This window comes from Sphingomonas sp. P3_C6, assembly GCF_056402595.1.
Genome location: NZ_JBFUHB010000030.1, coordinates 37,546 through 57,976 on the forward strand (window position 1 = coordinate 37,546; position 20,431 = coordinate 57,976).

The 20,431-nt window shown below is 66.3% G+C and carries 14 protein-coding genes; 4 read left to right on the plus strand and 10 right to left on the minus strand.

What is annotated here, in order from left to right; translation table 11 throughout:
* Positions 1 to 61 precede the first annotated feature (61 nt).
* Genes AC1DT7_RS20755 through AC1DT7_RS20770 form a run of 4 tightly spaced genes read right to left on the minus strand, consistent with a single transcriptional unit; the run spans position 62 to position 7,034 of the window.
* Positions 62 to 2,227: a tetratricopeptide repeat protein gene (locus AC1DT7_RS20755; protein WP_478038081.1), complete on the minus strand. Its 2,166-nt coding sequence runs from the start codon at positions 2,225 to 2,227 to the stop codon at positions 62 to 64.
* Positions 2,220 to 3,584: a PEP-CTERM-box response regulator transcription factor gene (gene prsR / locus AC1DT7_RS20760; protein ID WP_478038082.1), complete on the minus strand. Its 1,365-nt coding sequence runs from the start codon at positions 3,582 to 3,584 to the stop codon at positions 2,220 to 2,222. Before prsR ends, AC1DT7_RS20755 begins: the two co-directional genes overlap by 8 nt.
* A complete protein-coding gene (gene prsK / locus AC1DT7_RS20765; protein ID WP_478038083.1) occupies positions 3,581 to 5,641 on the minus strand; it encodes an XrtA/PEP-CTERM system histidine kinase PrsK in 2,061 nt (686 codons plus the stop codon). The genes prsR and prsK overlap by 4 nt, the downstream gene beginning before the upstream one ends.
* 4 nt (positions 5,642 to 5,645) lie before the next feature.
* Positions 5,646 to 7,034, minus strand: a complete 1,389-nt coding sequence (locus AC1DT7_RS20770; RefSeq protein WP_478038084.1) for a TIGR03013 family XrtA/PEP-CTERM system glycosyltransferase — start codon at positions 7,032 to 7,034, stop codon at positions 5,646 to 5,648.
* Between the two features lie 215 nt (positions 7,035 to 7,249).
* Here AC1DT7_RS20770 and AC1DT7_RS20775 point away from each other — a divergent pair, with 215 nt between their 5' ends.
* Positions 7,250 to 8,302, plus strand: coding sequence for a mannose-1-phosphate guanylyltransferase/mannose-6-phosphate isomerase (locus AC1DT7_RS20775; RefSeq protein ID WP_478038085.1), 1,053 nt, complete (start codon positions 7,250 to 7,252; stop codon positions 8,300 to 8,302).
* 189 nt (positions 8,303 to 8,491) lie between these two features.
* The gene (locus tag AC1DT7_RS20780) at positions 8,492 to 9,442 is read left to right on the plus strand and encodes a bifunctional helix-turn-helix transcriptional regulator/GNAT family N-acetyltransferase (protein WP_478038086.1); all 951 of its coding nucleotides are present in this window, start codon (positions 8,492 to 8,494) and stop codon (positions 9,440 to 9,442) included.
* Positions 9,443 to 9,633: 191 nt separating this feature from the next.
* Here the strand turns inward: AC1DT7_RS20780 and pepF are convergent, their stop codons facing one another.
* From pepF to groES, 5 genes are all read right to left on the minus strand, one after another.
* Positions 9,634 to 11,502 carry an oligoendopeptidase F gene (pepF, locus tag AC1DT7_RS20785; protein ID WP_478038087.1) on the minus strand — a complete coding sequence of 623 codons (1,869 nt, stop codon included), beginning with the start codon at positions 11,500 to 11,502 and terminating at the stop codon, positions 9,634 to 9,636.
* Between the two features lie 133 nt (positions 11,503 to 11,635).
* Complete coding sequence (locus tag AC1DT7_RS20790) at positions 11,636 to 13,246, minus strand: DUF6311 domain-containing protein (protein WP_478038088.1); 1,611 nt, start codon at positions 13,244 to 13,246, stop codon at positions 11,636 to 11,638.
* 34 nt (positions 13,247 to 13,280) lie between these two features.
* Entirely contained in the window at positions 13,281 to 14,897 is a 1,617-nt protein-coding gene (locus AC1DT7_RS20795; protein WP_478038089.1) for a DUF6311 domain-containing protein, read from the minus strand.
* 384 nt (positions 14,898 to 15,281) lie between these two features.
* Positions 15,282 to 16,925: a chaperonin GroEL gene (gene groL, locus AC1DT7_RS20800; protein ID WP_478038090.1), complete on the minus strand. Its 1,644-nt coding sequence runs from the start codon at positions 16,923 to 16,925 to the stop codon at positions 15,282 to 15,284.
* A gap of 82 nt (positions 16,926 to 17,007) precedes the next feature.
* A complete protein-coding gene (gene groES / locus AC1DT7_RS20805; protein WP_372849354.1) occupies positions 17,008 to 17,295 on the minus strand; it encodes a co-chaperone GroES in 288 nt (95 codons plus the stop codon).
* A gap of 314 nt (positions 17,296 to 17,609) precedes the next feature.
* On the opposite strand from groES, the gene sppA reads away from it, so the two are divergent.
* Entirely contained in the window at positions 17,610 to 19,508 is a 1,899-nt protein-coding gene (sppA, locus tag AC1DT7_RS20810) for a signal peptide peptidase SppA (RefSeq protein ID WP_478038091.1), read from the plus strand.
* Positions 19,505 to 20,062, plus strand: a complete 558-nt coding sequence (locus AC1DT7_RS20815) for an N-acetyltransferase family protein (protein ID WP_478038092.1) — start codon at positions 19,505 to 19,507, stop codon at positions 20,060 to 20,062. Before sppA ends, AC1DT7_RS20815 begins: the two co-directional genes overlap by 4 nt.
* Before the next feature lie 131 nt (positions 20,063 to 20,193).
* Here AC1DT7_RS20815 and AC1DT7_RS20820 read toward each other — a convergent pair.
* On the minus strand, positions 20,194 to 20,431 hold a 238-nt coding region (locus AC1DT7_RS20820; RefSeq protein ID WP_478038093.1), incomplete at its 5' end, for a transposase.

A 20,431-nucleotide genomic window follows, 5' to 3' on the forward strand; every position in this document is an offset into this window, starting at 1 on the left:
TGTTACAACCAGCCGCTCGCCAGGCAATAGCCTTCCCCGGCGAAGGCCGGGGAAGGCAGAATCAGCTGTTGAGCGTCTTCAGCACCGCCTGCGCCGCATCCCGGTCCTGGAAGCTCGGATCGGCCAGCGCCGCCTGGATTTGCTTTGCCGCCTCCGCCTTGCGGCCGAGATCGGCATAGGCCTGTCCGAGATGCCAGCGCAGCACGGCATGGTCGGGCGCGATCGACGTCGCCTTTTCGAGCAGCTGTACCGCCGCGCCGTCATTGCCCGACTGATAGAGCGCCCAGCCATAGGCGTCGGTCGCCGCGGGGTTCATCGGGGCGAGCGCATAGGCGGCCTTGGCGTAGGACAGGCCGGTCTGGTCGTCCCCGTCGCCGAGATAGGCATAGGCAAGCTCGGCAAGCAGGGCAGCGTCGCGATTGCCGACGCGCTGGCGCAGGCCTTCGAGCGTCTCGATCGCCGAATCCCATTCGCCCCCGGCGATCTGCCAGTGCGCGGCAAGGCGCTGGCCGGCGACGTTCTGCGGGTTCTGCGACAGGAACAGCGCAAGCACGTTAGCCGCCTCCGGCCGGCGCCCCGCGCGGTCGAGCGCATCGACCGCGCGGAGCATGGTCGGCTCGTCGAAATGGATGTCGGCGGCACGGCCATAGGCGGCGGCGGCATCGCCGTAGCGCTTCATCACCATCAGCGTGTCGCCGACCGCGAGGTGGGCGGCGGGGGCGCCCGGATTATCGCGGGCGAGCGCCTGGGCCTGGACGAGCGCCCCAGCCGCATCGCCCGAATCGATCAGGCCGCGCAGATAGCCGACCCGGACGACGGGGTCGTCGGGGTCCTCGTTCCGCGCGGCGGTGAGGATCGGCAGGCTGTCGTCGGTGCCGAACGGGCTTGATTCCTCGCGCGGTGGCCAGGCGGCGCGGTCGAGGAACCTGCCCGACCAGTCGCGCTCGCCGGTCCGCTCGAAGGCGCGGGCGACGAGGCTGAGCGTATAGCTGTCGGCGTCGCCGCGCAGCGCGGCGGGGCGCAATATGTCGAGCGCACCCGTGGCATCGCCCGACCGCAGCAGGGACGCGCCGAGCAGGCGGCGGGCGGTGAGGTTCATGGGCTGGCGGCCGACGAGCTGGCGGAACTGCTCGATCGCCTGTTCATAGGCGCCGGCCTGATAGGACAGGGTGCCGCCGAGCAGCAGCGTGCCGGGCGTGCCGTCGAGCTTGCCGCCGATCCGCGCCATCAGGGTGCGGGCGAGATCGAAATTGCCGGCGCGGGCGGCGAGCACCGCCTGGAGATAATAGGCCTGAGGGCTGTCCGGCCGTGCCGCCAATGCCTTGCGCGTCGCCTCCAGCATGTCGCCATAGCGACCGACATCACCGAGCGTGCCGGCATATTCGATCAATGCGGGATGGAAATAGGCGTCGCGCTTCAGTGCCTGCTCGAACCAGGGCAGTGCCGCGACGAGGCCGTACTGGCCGCGTACCAGCTCGCCGCGCAGGGTCAGCGCCTCGATATTGTTGCGGTCGAGCGCGATTGCGCGGGTCGCCGCATCGATCGCGCCCGCGATGTCGCCGCTGGTGTAGCGCACCCGGCCGAGATCGGACCAGGCGGCACTGTCGTTCGGCGCGGCGGCCAGCACGGCGCCGAGCGTGCGCTGCGCACCGGGGAGGTCGCCCTGAAGCGCGAGCGCGCGGGCACCGACGCGCGCGGCATAGCCGGCATAAGGCGATCTGGCCCGGGCCGCTTCGGTCAGGGCGCGCTTGGCGTCGCCCTGGAGCAGCCAGGCATGGGCATAAAGCTGATGCGCACGCTCGGCGTCGAAGCCGGCGGCGCGGGCGCGGCCAAGCTCGCCTTCGGCCGCGACCCCGTCGCCAAGGGCGAGGAAGATTCTGGCGAGCACGGCATGGGCCAGGCCCCAGTCGGGATCGGCCTTGATCGCCGCCTGGGCATGGGCACGGGCCGCGCTGATATTGCCGAGCTTGAGCAGCCCAAGGCTTTCGCCGAGCTCGACGCGGGAGCTGGCGGCATCGACGCGGGCTGGCCGGGTCACGGCAAAGGCGAAGACAAGCGCACATAGCAAGGCGGCGGCGCAGGCGGCGACGACCACGCCCCAGCGGCGCGCGCGTCCACCCTTCGTCGCGGAACGGCGGCGGCGGCCATTCGCGCGGCCGGGGATGGTGGGCGGTGCGTCCACCGGTTCCACGCTGATCGAGAAGCGGCTGCGCGATTGTTCAAGCATGGAGGTCATAGCTCTTCAGCAGGTCGTACAGCGTTGGGCGGCTCACCCCGAGCAGCTTGGCGGTGTTCGAGATATTACCCTCGGCCCGGGTCAGGGCATGGCGGATCGCCTTGCGATCGGCGGTTTCGCGCGCGGCGCGCAGGTTGAGCGGTATGTCGTCGGCACGCTCGGCAAGATCGAGGTCAGCCGCGGTGACGAGCTTGCCCTCGGCCATGATGACCGCGCGCTTCATGCGGTTCTCCAACTCGCGGACATTGCCCGGCCAGCCCCAGGCATCGATCGCCGATCGCGCGTCGGGCGAGAGGCCGGTGACCCCGCTGTTCATCGTCTTGGCGTATTTCTTCAGGAAATGCCGCGCGAGCAGGCCGGCATCGCCGGTGCGTTCGGCGAGCGACGGGATACGCACGACGATTTCGGCGAGGCGATAATAGAGATCTTCGCGGAATCGACCTTCGGCGACCATCGCGTCGATGTCCTGATGGGTCGCGCAGACGATTCGCGTGTCGACCGGGATCGCCTTTCGCCCGCCGATCCGTTCGATCACGCGTTCCTGCAGGAAACGCAGCAGCTTGACCTGGAGCGGCAGCGGCACGTCGCCGATCTCGTCCAGGAACAGCGTGCCGCCATTGGCCTGCTCGATCTTGCCCTCGGTCGTCTTGACCGCGCCGGTGAAGGCGCCCTTTTCATGGCCGAACAACTCGCTTTCGAGCAGCGTGTCGGGGATCGCGGCGCAGTTGATCGCGACGAACGCCCCCTTCGCGCGGCGGCTGGTATCGTGAAGCCCGCGTGCGAGCAGTTCCTTGCCGGTGCCGCTCGCGCCCAGCAGCATCACCGACACGTCGGCGCCGGCGACCCGCTCGATCGTGCGGGTGACCTTGAGCATTTCGGGGGCGGCGGTGATCATGCCGCCAAGCGCCGTCTCGCCGACCTGACGCTCGGCCAGGCGGCGATTCTCCGCCTCAAGCGCATGGACGTGGAAGGCGCGCGCGACGATCAGGCCCAGCGCGTCGATGTCGATCGGCTTGGCATAGAAATCCCAGGCGCCGTCGCCGATCGCCTTCAGCGCGCTCTCGCGGGCGCCGTGGCCCGAGGCGACGATGACCTTGGTGTCGGGCTTGAGCGCCAGGATCGCCTCGAGCGTCGCAAAGCCTTCGGTCACTCCGTCCGGGTCCGGCGGCAGGCCGAGGTCGAGCGTGACGACCGCCGGTTCCTCGGCGCGGATCGCATCGAGGGCGGAGGCGCGGTCGCTCGCGACGATCACCTCATAATCCTCATAGGCCCAGCGGAGCTGGCGCTGCAGGCCGAGATCGTCCTCGACGATCAGCAGTTTCGGTTTGGGGGTGGCGGTGCCGCTCATGCCGCTTTCCCGATCAGGACGTCGCGCGCGGCGGGCAGGGTGACGCGGAACCGCGACCCCTCATTCTCGCGACTGGATACGTCGAGCGTGCCGCCCATCGCCTGGACGAGTTGGAGCGCTTCGAACGCGCCGATGCCGAAGCCGCCGGTCTTGGACGAGACGAAAGGCTTGAACAGTTTTTCGCGCAGGAAGGCAGGCGACATGCCGCAGCCCTTGTCGATCACGTCGATCTCCACTCGTGTGTCTTGTGCCATCACCGCGATCGTGACGGGCTCGGCCGGGATGCTCGCCTCGATCGCGTTCTGGACGAGATGGCCGAGCAGTTGTTCGAGCCGTGCCGGATCGGCGAGCGCCACCGCCTCGCCGCGCGAGATGGTCGCGATCGGATGCTGCGTGCGCCGGCGGGCGGCGACCCGTTCCACCAGCGGCGCCACCTCGACGGCGCGCAACTCCTCGGCGCGGCCCGAATGGTGCTGCGACAGGCGGGCGAGCAGGTCGTTCATGCGGCCGGCCGAATCCTGCAGGGTCGCGATCATGTCGGCGCGAAACTCGGGGTTGTCGGCGTGGCGTTCGGCGTTGCGCGCCGTCAGGGTCAGCTGGCTCACCAGATTCTTGATGTCGTGCATGATGAAGGCGAAGCGGCGGTTGAATTCGTCGAAGCGCTGCGCATCGGACAGCGCCTCCTGCGCCCGCGCCTCGGCGAGATAGCTGGCCACCTGGCGGCCGGCGACGCGCAGCAGGTCGAAATCCTCCCAGTCGAGCGCGCGGTCGACCGGTGGGCGGGCGAGCAGGATCGCACCCTGGAGCCGGTCGAGATGGACCAGCGGCACCAGCGCCCAGGCGCTGGCCTTGTCGGTCATCCATAGCGGCACGCTGACCAGCTCGCCCGGATCGGCGGTGTCGCCGCGTACCGAATCGAGCTCGACGATCCGGCCGGTGGTGGAGAGATAGGTGACCAGCGCTTCGTCGCCGCCCGTGGCGGGCAGGCCGTCGCGCGGCCAGTTCCAGTCGGCCCCGATGCCCAGGCCGGTGCCCTCGGGCACCAGCAGCAGGCCGGCGGGGGAGTCGGTCAGGTCCGCGACCGCCTTGACGATGCGCTCTTCGAGCGGCGCGGCGCCTTCGCCGGGCTTGCCCAGCGTGTCGGTGAACCGGGTCCATTCGGCGCGGTAGTCATAGCGGTGACGGAAGAAATGCTTGGCGACCTGCACCTTGGCCCAGGCCCTGACCCAGGGCGAGGACAGGATGGTGAGCACCGCTGCGGTCGATCCGAAGATGAAGGCAGTCTGCAGCACCCGCGCATTGTCGCCGCCGAACGCAGCGATCGCGCTCGTCGCCGCGAGCATGACCAGGGCGTAGACCAGGGTCCCGGCGAGGGAGAGGGTCTGCCAAGCGACGGTGCGCGAAAGCTGAAGCGTCCAGTCGCCATTACGCTGCGCCGCGATCGCGAAGACGGGCGCGGCGAGCGCCATCACGATACCGCGGCCGGCGATCAGTCCGCTTTCCACATGGCCGATCAGATAGGTCGTGGCGTAGAGCAGCAGGTCGATGCTCCACATCGCCGCAAGGGCAAGCACGGCGAGCGAGATGCTGCCCCGCGTTCGTGGTGCGACGGCCGAATAGAGATGATTGACCAGCACCAGCGCGCTGATTGCTACCATGGTGCGCAGCAGGACACGGACTGTACCGAGTTCGGGGACGGCGCCCGGACCGATCGCCTCGTCGGCGATGGCGAGGCCGGCGCCGACCAGCACCACCAGCGCCACGACGCCGTAGATGACCGTGACGGCACGCGCCTCGGGCCCGCCGCCGTCACGGCGGACGAGGGCGAACATGAAGCCGAGCCATGCGATGTTGCGCGCGCTCTCGGCGATCCGGGTCACCAGCTCGAACGGCCCGATGCCCGCCACGGCCAGCGCCCAGAGCGCCGTAACCCCGAGTGCGACGACGAAGGTCAGGCGGGGCAGGGCGCTGCCGGCGTCGCGCAGGCGTGTCATCGCCACCCCCGCAAAGAGCAGGGCGGCGAGCGCATGGCTCCACAGGACGGCCGTTATCGGCACGGGATCAGCGAGCCCCCTCCGGCCACAATACGACCCGGATCGTCTGCAGCAGGATCAGCACGTCGAGGAAGGGCGAGTAGTTCTTCGCGTAATAGAGGTCGTATTCCAGCTTCTGCCGGGCGTCGTCGATCGAGGCGCCATAGGGATAGTTGATCTGTGCCCAGCCGGTGATGCCCGGCTTCACCATATGGCGCTCGGCGTAGAAATTGAGCTGCTGTTCGAGGTCCTCGACGAACTGGGGCCGTTCGGGACGCGGGCCGACAAAGCTCATCTCGCCCTTCAACACCGACCAGGTCTGCGGCAACTCGTCGATGCGCAGCTTGCGGATGATCCGGCCGATCCGGGTGATTCGGGGATCGTCCTTCTCGGCCCAGACAGCCTTGCCGTCGATCTCCGCGTCCTGCCGCATCGAGCGGAGCTTGATGACGTCGAACCCCACGTTGAACAGGCCGACGCGACGCTGGCGGTAAAAGGCGGGCCCCTTGCTCTCCAGCTTGATGGCGAGTGCGGTGATCAGGATCAGCGGCAGCGTCAGGATCAGCAAAGCAAGGCTGGCGGTGATGTCGAACAGCCGCTTGAACAGGCTCGACAGCATCCGGCCCGACGAGAAACCGTCGGAGAAGATCAGCCAGCTCGGATTGACGCTCTGCAGGTCGACACGACCCGTCTCGCGTTCGAGGAAGGTCGAGATCTCGTTGACATGCACGCCGGTGGTCTTGATGCGCAGCAGGTCCTTGAGCGGCAGCGCGTTGCGGCGCTCCTCCAGCGCGAGAACCACTTCGCTTGCGTTGAGCAGCACGACATGGTCGGCGAGATTATAGATGGCGTCGCGGGCGATCGCCTCGGGAATGACGCGGGCAGGCTCGCTCATCGAGACATAGCCGACCACGACGAAACCGGCCCCCGGGGTGGTCGCGAGCGCCTTCAGCCGCGCGGCGCGGGCGCCGGCGCCGAGCACGACGATGCGCCGCTTGAACACCTGGCCGCCCAGCGTCTTGCCGAGCAGGATGCGGAGCGCGATCAGCAGGCCGATCGCGATGCCCATCGAATAGAGCAGGTTGGATCGCCAGAAGGTGATCGCGGGCACGAGAAAGAAGAGGACGCTGAGGAAGATCACGCCGAGCGAGATGGCGACGATCAGCCGGGCCGCAGCGAAGCGCAGCGACTGGAGAGCCCCCGCACCGTAAACGCCGACCGCGATCATCGCGAGTTCGATCGAGGCTGCGAAGGTGATCAGCTGGGGAATACGGTTCTGGATCGGATCGATCAGGCTGCCGATCTGATGGATGCGCAGCGAGTAGCCGAGCTCCCCGGCGACGACCAGCAACACGAGGTCGAACAGGCCGAGCAGGAGCACGGCATTCGGAATATAGTGCTTGAACAGCCTGATCATCGTCGTTCCAGCCTCTGGTACCCGCGTGTAAACAAATCCGACACGCAGCATGGGCTGTCGCAGAAATTGACAAACAAAGATTGAACGTCCCGGATTCGGCGCCTCCATCCTGAAACATGCCGCTTTTATGGGCGGACAGGGATCATCCTTGATCCAGGGCAGTTTCCATGGAACGCCTCCCGGTCTAGAGGCGGTTCATCGCAGGAGAACCAAGAATGCCGCTTTCCAAGCCGATCGTCCCTGTCATCCTGTCGGGCGGATCGGGTACGCGCCTGTGGCCGATGTCGAAGCCGGAGCGGCCGAAGCAGATGCTGGCGCTGACGGCGGAAGATACGATGCTCCAGCTGACGGCGCGGCGGGCATGCGGAGAACGGTTCGCGGCGCCGATCGTGGTGGCCAATGCCCGGCACGCCGACATGGTCGAGGAACAGCTCGGCGCAGTCGAGGCGACGGCCCAGTCGCTGATCTTGGAACCGATGGGACGCAACACCGCGCCGGCGATCGCGCTGGCCGCGCTGGCGGCCGGCGGTGGGTCCGATCCGCTGCTGGTGATGCCGTCGGACCATGTCATCACCGACGTGCCTGCCTTCCACGCGGCGATCCATGCAGCGATGCCGCTGGTGGCCGAAGGATGGCTGGTCACGTTCGGCATCGATCCGCAGGCGCCGGAAACCGGCTATGGCTGGATCCAGGTCGGCGAGGAGATTTCGGGCGGCGTCCACCGCGTCGCGAAATTCGTCGAGAAACCACCGCGCGACAAGGCCGAGGCGATGCTGGCCGCGGGCGACCATGCCTGGAACGGCGGCATCTTCCTGTTCCGCGCGGACATCTATCTCGCTGCGCTCGCCGCCTATGCGCCGGAGATGTTGCATGCCTGCCAGCGCTCGATGGCGGAGGCGCGGACCGAAGGACGCCGAATCTATCCCGACGCCGACGCCTTTGCCGCGTCGCCGGCCGATTCGATCGACTATGCGGTGATGGAGAAGGCCGAGCGGGTCGCAGTGGTGCCGGTCAGCATGGGCTGGAGCGATGTGGGCAGTTGGGATGCGCTGCACGAGATCAGCCAGGGTGACGATGCCGGCAACGTCCATCATGGCGAGGTCATCGCGATCGACACCGCCAATTGCCTGGTGCGCACCGACGGGGTGCGCGTCGCCCTGGTTGGGGTGGAGGATCTGATCGTCGTCGCGAGCGGCAACGACGTGCTGATCCTGCCGCGCGGGCGCAGCCAGGAAGTGAAGAAGCTGATCGAGGCGATGAAGGGCTAGCCAACGGCCGTGTCGGCTGTTGGAGACTTTTGTCATGCCCATGGGCGGTTTTCGTCGCCATCATCGAAATATTGATCTGATATATCAATGGGTTGTTTTTGCAGCTCAGGGTGGTCGTGTGACAAAAGTCACCGCTTGCGAATCGCATATCATGTTATATAACTCGTTATGTAACTGATGGAGCGGGGCATGGCGGGCGATATCGTTGCTGAACTCGGGCATCTTTTCCTGGGAACAAGGCTGAAGCGGCTGGCGGAGCGGATGCAGGCAGACGTGCTGAAAGTGGCGGCGGGCGCGGGCCTGCCGATCCAGCCGAGCCAATATCCGCTGCTTGCCGCGATCGAGCGCGAAGGCAGCATGACGGTGGGCCAGATCGCGGAGACGCTTGGCATCAGCCAGCCGGGGGTCACGCGCAATATCGCGAAGCTGGTCGAACTCGGCCTGGTCGAGACGGCGCGGGAAGGGCGGGACCAGCGGCAGAAATCGCTGTCGCTGAGCGAGGCGGGCAAGGCAGCGATGGAGGTGTCGAAGCGGGAGGTGTGGCCGCGGATCGACATGGCCGTCGCCGCGATGTGCGAGCCGCTGACCGGCCCATTGCTCGGCCAGATCTCGGCGATCGAGCGTGCGCTCGATGAAAAGCCGCTGGACCGGCGAGCCGCCGATCTAGGCCTGACGATCCTGCGGTACGACGATTCGCTGGCACGCCATTTCCACGACATCAACGCGGAGTGGATCGGGGCGATGTACCAGCTGGAGCAGACCGACCGCGACGTACTGGAGAATCCCCGCGCGCGCATCGTCGATCCGGGCGGGGACATATTGTTCGTCGAGGCGGACGGGCTCGGCGTCGTCGGCACCTGTGCGCTGCAGAGGACCGGACCCGGACGGTTCGAGCTGACCAAGATGGGGGTGCTCGCCTCGGCTCGCGGGCGCAAGGCGGGAGAGTTTCTGCTGCGTGCGGTGATCGCGCGTGCCGGGGATATGGGAGCTGAGACGCTTTACCTGCTCAGCAACCGGAAGAGCGAGGCGGCGATCCACCTCTATGAGAAGCTCGGCTTCGTGCATGACGACGAGATCATGCGCGATTTCGGCGCGCGTTATGAACGGTGCGACGTCGCCATGCGGTATCGGCCGGCTTAGGGGCTACGCCCACACTACATCCGTCATGCCGGACTTGTTCCGGCGACCAGATTCTCCCAACGTAAACCTTCCCCGGCGAAGGCCGGGGTCCAGTTGGGAGGCAGAGGGTAACGGGCGAATCGCCCATTTCAGGAGTCCCCCGACTGGGCCCCGGCCTCCGCCGGGGAAGAAATACGATGGAGTTTGGGGCTTTACCCCATCAGCGCCTCGGCCTGGTCGAGGGTATCCTTGAAGGTCGCGACGACCGCCTGGTACGGCGCGGGGCTCGCCATATCGAGGCCGGCGCGCTTCAGGATGTCGACCGGGTAATCGGATCCGCCTGCCTTCAGCACGCTGAGGTAATTGTCGCGCTCCTTCGCGCCGCCCTTCAGGATCGACCGGGCGAAATAGGACGCGGCCGAGATGCAGGTCGCATACTGATAGACGTAGAAGCTGGTGTAGAAGTGCGGGATATATGCCCATTCCGCGGCATAGACCGGGTCGATCGCGACCTTCGGGCCGTGATAGCGCTTCAGCAGGTCGAGATAGATGGCAGTGAACTTCTCGCCCGACAGGCCTTCGCCCGCCTCGGCCTGGTCGTGCACCGCGAGTTCGAACTCGGCGAACATCGCCTGGCGGTAGAAGGTGCCGCGCATCGCCTCGAGCTGCTGGCCGAGATAAAATAGCTTCTCCTGCTTCGTCTTGGCCTGCTTGACCATATAGGCGGCAAGAAGCTGCTCATTGCAGGTCGAGGCGATCTCGGCGAGGAAGATCGGATAATCCGACTTGTCATAGACCTGGTTCTTGTTGGCGAGCAGCGAGTGCATCGCATGACCCCATTCATGGGCATAGGTGGTCATCCCGTCGTAATTCTCGCCGAGATTGAGCAGCAGATAGGGGTGCAGGTCATAGGCCGCGCCGGGGTTCATATAGGCGCCGGACTTCTTGCCCGGGCGAGGCAGAGGATCCATCCACTTTGCCGCCGTCGCCTGGGCGAACAGCGCGCCATATTCCGGACCGAGCGGCTTCACCGCCTCGATCGTGGTGGTGCGCATCTCCGCCAGGGTCACCTTCTTGTCGAGCTGAACCAGCGGCGGATAGATGTCGTAATAGGCCATGTCCGGCAGCTTCAGCATCCGGCGGCGCAGCTCGAAATAGCGGTGCAGCTGGGGCAGGCCGTTGTTGGTCTCGGCGACGAGCGAGCGGTACACGGCCTCGGGCACGTTCGAGCCCGACAGGTACATCGCCAGCGAGGTCGGATATTTGCGCGCCTTCTTGCGAAAGATGTCGGCCTTCACATGGCTGAGATAGGCGGCGCCGAGCGAGCTCTTGAACTTGCCATATTCGGCCCAGAAGGTATCGAACACCAGCTTGCGGTCGGCGCGATTGGGCGCATCGCGGTTGAGCGTATAGGCCTGGTCGTCGAGCCGCACCTGCTTGCCGGTGGACAGGGTGACGGTCGGCCAGGGAATGTCCGAGGCGACGAGCTGCTCGCGGATGTCGCGCGATCCCGAAAAGGGCGAGGAGGTACCGGCGAGGAGATTCTCGCCTTCCGGCGAGAGGGTATGTTCTTCCTGGCGCAGGATATCGGCGAGGTAGAAGTCGAACCGCGTCTTGAGCACCTTGTTGGCGGCGACGAAGCCGTCGATCTTCGCCTTGCCGACTGCGAGCAGTTCGGGCGCGATCCAGGACGTCGCCTCGCCGAATGCGGTGAACATGTCGTTCGCCTGAGCCTGCTTCTCCTGCGCGGTGGCGACGCGAAGGTCTTCGTCGGCCTTGAGGCTGATATAGGTATAGACCCGGCTGGCGACGCGGCCGAGATCGGACTGAGCGGTGAGCGCGGCAGCGAGCGCGTCGGCGCTGGTGCCGAGCGTGCCCTTGAACTTGAGCAGGCCGGGGATTTTTGCCAGCACGTCCTTGCGCGCCGTGTCCCATGCCGCGTCGTTGGGGTAGAGCTCGCTCAGGTCCCAGGCGGCGGTTTCGCCCGCTGCGGCCTTGTCCTGCGCCCAGGCGGGCATGGCAGCGGCAAGCGTGGTCAAGGCGGCGGCGGCTAGGGCCTCGCGGCGCGAAAGATCGGTCATGAAAGGGCTTCCCCCAAAGGTTTCGATTGCAACCATTTTGTCGCGGTTCGGCTGCATTGGGAAGAGTGTGTGTCAATAAACTAACGCACTTGTGCTGCGAACGCCGCGCCCCAAGCCGGTCACCGACACTGGCTCAGCGGCACAGGGTCGGCGGCGGGGCAGGCCGTTCGGGCGGGATGAAGGCCACGCCGTCGAGCCTGCGCACCCGCGATGCGAGGGCGGCCGGTACCTTCTCCCCCCGATATAGGATGTAGAGCCGCGTCGGATCGATCCGGCCGGCGAGGAAGGCGTTGCGATCCGCGTCGATCCGCGCCTGCACCGAGCGCGGGGTGCGCGCGACATACATGTGGCGCATCGGACGGCAGGCAAGCATCGCGCGCCAGCCTATCTCTTCGGTCAGCCGCAGGTCCCGGTGCGGATCGGGCGGCTGAAGCTCGATCGCCGACGCGCTCGCGACCAGCGCCTGCCAACGCGGGTCGAGAGTCGCGCGATAGATGCCGGGTTCGCTCGCCAGGGCGGTCTGCTGCCTGATCGCGGCGAACATCGGTGCCATGTCGGCGACCTGGATCACCAGCGCGGCGCTGAGCACCAGGGTGCGACGCTCCAGCCGGTACACGGCGAGGACGGCGGCATAGACCAGCGTATAGGCGACTGGCCAGAACAGCCGCCCGGACCCGCGGACGAGATCGAGCGCATCGACCATGGCTTGCGGGAGGGGGACGAACAGGATCCGCTGGCCCTGGAAGATCAGTACATTGCTGATCGCAAGCAGCGTCAGCACGACGAAGGCGGGCAGGAGCCAACGCAGATTCGCGGTCGCGGAGGATAGGCCCGTACGGATCGTCGCGGCGATCGCGACGACGAGCAGCAGGATCAGCCCGGCACCGAGATACTGGAACCCCTCATAGCCGAGCGCGCTGTTGCGCGTCGACGGGAGGAACAGGCTGTAGCCGGGATTGGCCGGGTTGATCAGCGCATCGAGCGCCATCGGGAAACCGGCATAGGTGCCGGTGGAGATGGGCGGGTCGAGCAGGCCGTGGAGCAGCGCCAGTCCGATCGCTATCGCCCCGACCGCGCCGGTCATCGCGATGGCGCGCCGCCGATCGGGCGCGGCGCCGGTCACCAGCTCGCGCAGCATCGCGCTCGCCCAGATCGCGCCGACCATCAGCAGCAGGTAGCTGTGAACCAGCCCGGCCACGCCGATCACCGCGAGCCAATGCCTCCATCGCCGCGAGCGGTCGCGATCGACGAAGATCCACAGCGCCCACAGGATCAGCCAGTGGGCGCAGAGATTGGCGTGGCCGTAGCGGTTGTAGAGCGTCGGCAGCAGGGTGAGCAGCGCGGTGCCCATCCAGGCGCTCGCGAAATCGGGCGCGTGCGGCCGGACCAGTAGCGAGGCGAAACGCACATGCAGTGCCAGGCAGACGAGCAGCCACCAGCCGATGAACTGGGCTCCGGCGGGGAGGAGGAAGGCGAAGGGCTTGAGCAGCAGCCCGAGCAGCGGGTTGCCGTCCATCATCAGCAGATGCACGCCGTCGGGCGCAAGGATCAGCGGCGTCGCCGTGCCCGGCCAGTTGCCCGATTGAAGATAGGCGGCCAGCCCGAGTGCGGTCGGCCCCCAGTCCTGTCCCCTCAGCACCCAGCCGACATTGGTCACGTCTAGGATGGCGGGATTCATCCAGGCGAGGAACGCACCGGCCACGATCGCTGCAAGCGCGAGGAAGCGGAGGGCGGGAGCGGCCATGACGCGCTTGTGCCCCATCCGCGCGAGGATAGGGTTAACGCGGGCCGGAACGTTCGGCGGGAATGATCGACACGCCGTCGAGCTTCACTACCCGGCCGGCCAGTGTCGCGGGCGCCTCGCCGTCGAGCAGGACATAGAGCCGGCGCGGGTCGGTCTGGCCCGTGACGAAGGCTGCGCTGTCCCGCCTCAGCCGCTGCCGCACCGCGACCGTCTCACGCGAGGCATAGAAGAAGCGCACCGGCTTGCCCGCGACGATCGCGCGCCAGGTGACCTCCTCCATCAGCGCCAGATCGCGGTACATCTCCGGCGGCTCGAACTGAATCATGTCGGCGTCGGCGATGACCTTGTCCCAGCGCGGATCGAGCGTGCGGTGGTAGGGGCTGGTCAGTTCGGCCCAGCCGCCGCTCTCCCGTGCCGAAGCGAGCATCGGCAGCATGTCGATCGTCTGGACCAGCAGCGCGCCCGCCAATATCCAGGTGCCGAAGCGCATCCGGCCGGCCGTTACGATCGCCGCAAAGGCAAGAGTATAGAGCACTGGCCAGAACATCCGGCCCGAGGCGCGGATCGGGTCCAGTGCTTTCCCGATCCAGTCGGGCATCGGCAGGCTGGCGATCACTGCGCCGCGCCAGATGAGATGCGGCGCTATGGCGACGATCGTCAGTACGGCAAAGGCCGGCAGCAGCCAGGCGAGCCGGCGAAACAGCATGTCGTCCCGGGTCTCGCCCCAGCGGCGAACGCCTTGGAACAACGCGACGATGATGAGCAGGAGCAGGCCAAGGCCGGGATAGTTCATGCCCTCCAGCGCCTGACCCGGATCGAGCGCCTTGACCGGCAGAAATGTCGAATACGCACGGCTGTTCGGATTCCACAGCGCGTCGATCGCCATCGAGAAACCGCCATAACCGCCCACCGCCATGGTCGGCTCGCTGACGGTGCCGAGCAGGATCGGGACGATCAGCAGCGGCGCGACGACAATGGCGACATCGCCGATCATCGCGGCACGGGCCTTGACGTCCGGCGCCAGCAGGAACTGGCGCAGCATCGCGCTGGCCCAGATCGCGGCGACCATCACCAGAATATAGGGGTGGATCAGGATCGAGGCGGTGATGACCGCCACCCACCAGCCGGGCCGGGCCGACCGCGCCGCATCGACATAGATCCACAGCGCCCACAGGATCAGCCACTGGGCGCAGAGATTGACATGGCCGAACCGGGCGAGGAGCACCGGCATCAGCGTCAGCAGGGCAGCACCGATCCAGGTCGCCACCGGGCCGGGCAGGAACCGGCGCACCAGCGCCGCGGCGATCGCGGTGTGCAGCAGGATGCAGAGGAACAGCCAGAGCCCGATATACTGGATGCCCACCGGCAGCACCGAGGCGAACGGGCGCAGCAACAGGCCGAGCGCCGGATTGCCGTCGGTCAGCGACAGCGGAATGCCGTCGGGCGCCATCAGCATCGTCGAATGGAGCGACGGCCAGGGCGGCGGGGCGCGCAGATAGGCCGCCATCCCGATCGCCGCCTGGCCATGGTCGTTGCCGTCGAGCAGCCAGGCGATGCGCGTCGGGTTGAGCACCGATGGATTCTGCCAGGCGAAGAACACCACCACGCTCAGGGCAAGCCAGGGCAGGATCCAGGTGAGCAGGCGGCGCATTGGGGAGGATCATGGCCGAGCGGATGGGGAAAATCCATTCCCTCCTTCTCATTCCTCCCCGGAACGGGGAGGGGGACCGCGCGCTTCTTCAGCGCGTGGTGGAGGGGCTTGGCGCGCGGAACATCTGCCTCGCGTCCAAGCCCCTCCACCATTCGCCGGAAGAGGCGAATGGTCCCCCTCCCCGTGCCGGGGAGGAACAAAAAAAGGGCCGGGAGATCGCTCTCCCGGCCCCTTTCCTGTTTCCAGCCGGTTGGCTGGGCAGTCCTGGAATTCTGGCGCGGGCAAAGCCCGCGCTTTCGCCGGTCGGGTTCGGCGGCTTGCCGCCGACCCGCCGTCCGTCCTCGGGCGAGTCCTGCGCCAGCATGGCGCAGGCCGCCCTTCGGATCAGAAGTCCATACCGCCCATGCCGCCCATGCCGCCGCCGCCCATGGGCATGGCGGGCTTGTCTTCCGGCAGCTCGCTGATCGCCGCTTCCGTGGTGATCAGCAGGCCCGAGACCGATGCCGCGTCCTGAAGGGCGGTGCGGACGACCTTGGTCGGGTCGATCACGCCGCTCTCGACGAGGTTCTCGTACTTGTCGGTCTGCGCATTGAAGCCCTGGGTCGGGTCGTTGCCCTCGAGCAGCTTGCCCGAGATCACCGCGCCGTCATGGCCCGCATTCGCCGCGATCTGGCGAACCGGTGCGTAGAGTGCGCGACGCACAATATCGATACCGCGGGTCTGGTCGTCGTTCGCGCCCTTCAGGCCTTCGAGAGCCTTGGTGGCATAGAGCAGTGCCGTGCCGCCGCCGGGGACGATGCCCTCTTCGACTGCTGCGCGGGTTGCGTGGAGAGCGTCGTCGACGCGATCCTTGCGCTCCTTGACTTCCACTTCGGTCGAACCGCCGACCTTGATCACGGCAACGCCGCCGGCGAGCTTGGCAAGACGCTCCTGGAGCTTCTCCTTGTCATAGTCGCTGGTGGTGATCTCGATCTGCTGGCGGATCGCGTCGGTGCGGCCCTTGATCGCGTCATGGTCACCAGCACCATCGACGATGGTGGTGTTGTCCTTGTCGATCGTGACGCGCTTGGCGGTGCCGAGCATGCCGATCGTGACGGACTCGAGCTTGATGCCCAGGTCTTCCGAGATCATCTCGCCCTTGGTCAGGATCGCGATGTCCTCGAGCATCGCCTTGCGACGATCGCCGAAGCCAGGCGCCTTGACGGCTGCGACCTTCAGGCCGCCGCGGAGCTTGTTCACGACGAGCGTGGCCAGAGCCTCACCCTCGATGTCCTCGGCGATGATCAGGAGCGGACGGCCCGACTGAACGACTGCTTCCAGGATCGGGAGCATTGCCTGCAGGTTCGACAGCTTCTTCTCGTGGATCAGGATGTAAGGATCGTTCAGCTCGACCGACATCTTCTCCGGGTTGGTGATGAAGTAAGGCGACAGATAGCCGCGGTCGAACTGCATGCCCTCGACGACGTCGAGCTCGAATTCGAGACCCTTCGCTTCCTCGACGGTGATCACGCCTTCCTTGCCGACCTTCTCCATCGCCTCGGCGATCTTCTCGCCGACGACGGTGTCGCCGTTAGCCGAGATGATGCCGACCTGGGCGATTTCCTTGGTGCCGGCGACCGGCTTGGAACGAGCCTTGAGGTCCTTGACGACTTCGATGACCGCGAGGTCGATGCCGCGCTTCAGGTCCATCGGGTTCATGCCGGCCGCAACCGACTTCATGCCCTCGCGAACGATCGCCTGGGCGAGGACGGTCGCGGTGGTGGTGCCGTCACCGGCGATGTCGTTGGTCTTCGAGGCCACTTCGCGCAGCATCTGTGCGCCCATGTTCTCGAACTTGTCCTTCAGCTCGATCTCCTTGGCGACGGTGACGCCGTCCTTGGTGATGCGCGGAGCGCCGAACGACTTGTCGATGACGACGTTGCGGCCCTTCGGGCCGAGCGTGACCTTCACCGCATCGGCGAGGATGTCGACGCCGCGGAGAATGCGCTCACGCGCGTCACGCGAAAATTTTACGTCCTTGGCTGCCATGTGAGGCTACCCTTTCAGATTGGAAGTTGAGGAAATTCAGGAACGGCTCGGTCGTCGGAAGACGATCCCAAGCCCGTTGGCGTCAGCCAACAATACCCAGAATGTCGGATTCCTTCATGATCAGCAGGTCTTCACCGTCGATCTTGACCTCGGTGCCCGACCACTTGCCGAACAGGATCTTGTCGCCGGCCTTGACGTCCAGCGGCGTGATCGTGCCATCCTCGGCGCGAACGCCGGTGCCGACGGAGACGACTTCGCCTTCCTGCGGCTTTTCCTTGGCGGTCTCGGGGATGATGATCCCGCCCGCGGTCTTCTCTTCAGCCTCTACGCGGCGGACGAGGACGCGGTCGTGCAACGGACGAAAAGTCATATGCGCTTGTCCCTTTTTACTGGGTTGATAAATTGTTGTTAGCACTCGCCAGAGGTGAGTGCCAGCGACCTGCATATGTGCCTGCCAATGCGCCGCGTCAACGGGCCGCTGCCTGAAAAATGCCACCGGCCATCGCTGCGTGTCGGCGTCGCGCCTCGGTTTTCCGTGGCCTATCGCTGACGCTGTGAAGGGGCGTTTTCTTGAGAGAAGAATGACTAAGACGAGCGTTTTGCCGGTACGGTCCGGGCGTTTACTCCCGTTCCCGCTTGCTCTAGCGGTTATGGCCAACCGCATATTTGCAGGGGTAGGCTTACGTGAAACTGGTTCGGGGCGCCTGGAAGATCCTGGTCGGCATCAAGGACGCGCTCGTCCTCGTCGCCATGCTCATCTTCTTCGGCCTGCTGTTCGGCGCGCTTTCCGCGAAGCCCGGACCGGCGACGATCCGGGATGGCGCGCTGCTGCTCCGGCTCGACGGGCAGATCGTCGAGCAGCCGGCCGAGGCCGATGCCTTCGCCGCCCTTGGCGGTTCGGCCCCGGTGCATGAATATCGCCTGCGCGACCTGGTCCGCGCAATCGACAAGGCGAAGACCGACGACCGGGTGAAGGCGATCGTGCTCGACCTCGATTCGTTCGGCGGCGGCTATCCCGCTGCGATCGAGGAGGTCGGCAACGCCCTGCGCCGCACCCGCGATGGCGGCAAGCCGGTCCTCGCCTACGCGACCGCCTATACCGATTCAGCCTATCGCCTCGCCGCCAATGCCAGCGAGATCTGGATGAGCCCGATGGGCGGCACCTTGTTCATGGGGCCGGGCGGATCGCAGCTCTATTACAAGGGCCTGATCGACAAGCTCGGCGTCACTGCGCACGTCTACCGTGTCGGCAAGTATAAATCCTATGTCGAGCCCTATACCCGCGCCGACGCCTCGCCCGAGGCGAAGGAAGAGAATCTGAAGCTCTACGGCGTGCTGTTCTCCCAGTGGCAGGAATCGATCGCCAAGGCGCGGCCCAAGGCGAAGTTCGCCGATTTCCTGAGCAAGCCGGGCGAGGTCATCACCGCCGCCCAGGGCGATATCGCTAAGGCCAACCTCCAGTCCGGGCTGGTCGACAAGCTCGGCACCCGCTTCGATTTCGGCAAGCGCGTGGCGGAGATCGCCGGCCATGACGGCAGCAAGCCGGCGGGTAGCTTCAACACGATCCGCTATGACGCTTATGTCGAGGCCAATCCGCTGCCGACCAATGGCGATGCGATCGGCGTGCTGACCATCGCCGGCGACATTGTCGACGGCCGGTCGCGCACCGGCAGCGTGGGGGCCGATACCGTCAACAAGGCGCTGCTCGACGGGCTCGCGAAGAAGAACCTGAAGGCGCTGGTGGTGCGGGTCGATTCACCGGGTGGCTCGGCGCTCGCGTCGGAGGACATGCGCCGTGCGATCATGGAGGCGAAGGCGCAGAAGCTGCCGATCGTCGTGTCGATGGGCAGCCTCGCCGCATCGGGCGGCTATTGGGTGTCGACTGCTGGCGACGTGATCTTCGCGCAGCCCAATACCATCACTGGATCGATCGGCATCTTCGGCATCATCCCGTCCTTCGAGAACACGCTGAAGAAGATCGGCGTGACCGCGGACGGGGTGAAGACCACGCCGCTTTCCGGCCAGCCCGACGTGGTCGGCGGCTTCACCGCGGAAACCGACACGATCTTCCAGGCAGGCATCGAGAATGGCTATCGCCAGTTCATCACCCGCGTGTCGGAGGCGCGCAAGCTCAGCCCGCAGCGGGTCGACGAGATTGCGCAGGGGCGGGTGTGGGATGGCGGCACGGCGCGGCAGATCGGCCTGGTCGATCGCTTCGGCGGGCTGAACGACGCGATCGCCGAGGCAGCGAAGCGCGCCGGCCTGAAGCCCGAAAATGTCCATGCCGAATATCTCGAGAAGAAGCCTGCCTGGTTCGGCCAGTTCGTCCAGAAATTCATGGGCCCCGGCGATGATGACGACAGCGCGAACGGCGAGGGCACCGACGCCTTCACGCGCATCGCCGCTGAGCGCCGCGCGATCTTCGCCCGTGCGCTGGGCGATGTGAAGCGCATCGGCACCGGCGCCGCGATCCAGGCGCGCTGCCTCGAATGCGACGGCCTTGGCGGCAGCTTCGGCACCGCAAGCGCCTCGGCCGCCGATATCAAACTGATGGATTTTGTACTCGCAAAGGTGACTCAATGATCGCAATCCGCGCCGCCCGACCCGACGACGCAGCCGCAATTGCCGGAATCTACGCGCCCTATGTCGAAACCGGAACAGTCTCGTTCGAGCTCGAACCGCCAGACGCCCGGGCGATGCGCACGCGCATGCACGCGTCGGAAGGGCTCTACCCCTGGCTTGTCGTGACCAATGGCGACGAGGAAGGCGGCGTGCTCGGCTATGCCTATGCGACCAAGTTTCGCGACCGGCCGGCGTATAAATATATCGTTGAGACCTCGGTCTATCTCGCCAGCGGCACGCAGGGGCAGGGCAATGGCCGCCAGCTCTATGAGGCGCTGGTCGCGACCCTGCGCACCCAGGGTTTCACCCATGCGATCGGCGCGATCGCTTTGCCCAACGATCATTCGATCCGCCTGCACGAATCGGTCGGCTTTCGCCGCACCGGCGTGCTGCGTGAGGTAGGCTACAAGCAGGGCCGCTGGATCGATGTCGGTTTCTGGCAGCGCGAGCTGAACGCCGCGACCATCCCGCCGATGGAGCCGAAGCCGTTCAGCGAGGTGGGGTTGGTTCGCTAGAGGGACTCTCTCTTATCGCCTCTCCCAGCGGGAGTGGGCGAGGGGTAAGGGGTGCGTTGCGGATGGCGGCGCGCATCACCCTGACCCTCCCAAGCTTCGCTTTGGGCCCCTACCTCTCCCGCTGGGCAGGGCTATCGCATTTGAGCGAGAAGCGATGAGAGGTATCCATTGCTCCAGCCAGCGCGTTTGATTTTGGCGCGGATGGAGAGTTTGGCAGGATCGTGCTGGAGCAGGTTGAGGGCGAGCCGGCGTAGCAGGGCAAGGTTTTCGGCGCAGTGGTCGGATCGAGTGTGGATGCGATCTTCCCCGAAGGCGACGTCGAGCAACCAATGCTGCTGGTTCTCGATGGTCCAGTGCGCCCTGATCACC

What these genes read in the sequence shown, in the direction of transcription:
- AC1DT7_RS20755 (WP_478038081.1), bottom strand. Translation starts at nt 2,227, where the DNA reads ATGCTTGAACAATCGCGCAGCCGCTTCTCGATCAGCGTGGAACCGGTG.
- prsR (WP_478038082.1), bottom strand. Translation starts at nt 3,584, where the DNA reads ATGAGCGGCACCGCCACCCCCAAACCGAAACTGCTGATCGTCGAGGAC.
- AC1DT7_RS20770 (WP_478038084.1), bottom strand. Translation starts at nt 7,034, where the DNA reads ATGATCAGGCTGTTCAAGCACTATATTCCGAATGCCGTGCTCCTGCTC.
- AC1DT7_RS20775 (WP_478038085.1), top strand. Translation starts at nt 7,250, where the DNA reads ATGCCGCTTTCCAAGCCGATCGTCCCTGTCATCCTGTCGGGCGGATCG.
- AC1DT7_RS20780 (WP_478038086.1), top strand. Translation starts at nt 8,492, where the DNA reads ATGGCGGGCGATATCGTTGCTGAACTCGGGCATCTTTTCCTGGGAACA.
- pepF (WP_478038087.1), bottom strand. Translation starts at nt 11,502, where the DNA reads ATGACCGATCTTTCGCGCCGCGAGGCCCTAGCCGCCGCCGCCTTGACC.
- AC1DT7_RS20790 (WP_478038088.1), bottom strand. Translation starts at nt 13,246, where the DNA reads ATGGCCGCTCCCGCCCTCCGCTTCCTCGCGCTTGCAGCGATCGTGGCC.
- AC1DT7_RS20795 (WP_478038089.1), bottom strand. Translation starts at nt 14,897, where the DNA reads ATGCGCCGCCTGCTCACCTGGATCCTGCCCTGGCTTGCCCTGAGCGTG.
- groL (WP_478038090.1), bottom strand. Translation starts at nt 16,925, where the DNA reads ATGGCAGCCAAGGACGTAAAATTTTCGCGTGACGCGCGTGAGCGCATT.
- groES (WP_372849354.1), bottom strand. Translation starts at nt 17,295, where the DNA reads ATGACTTTTCGTCCGTTGCACGACCGCGTCCTCGTCCGCCGCGTAGAG.
- AC1DT7_RS20815 (WP_478038092.1), top strand. Translation starts at nt 19,505, where the DNA reads ATGATCGCAATCCGCGCCGCCCGACCCGACGACGCAGCCGCAATTGCC.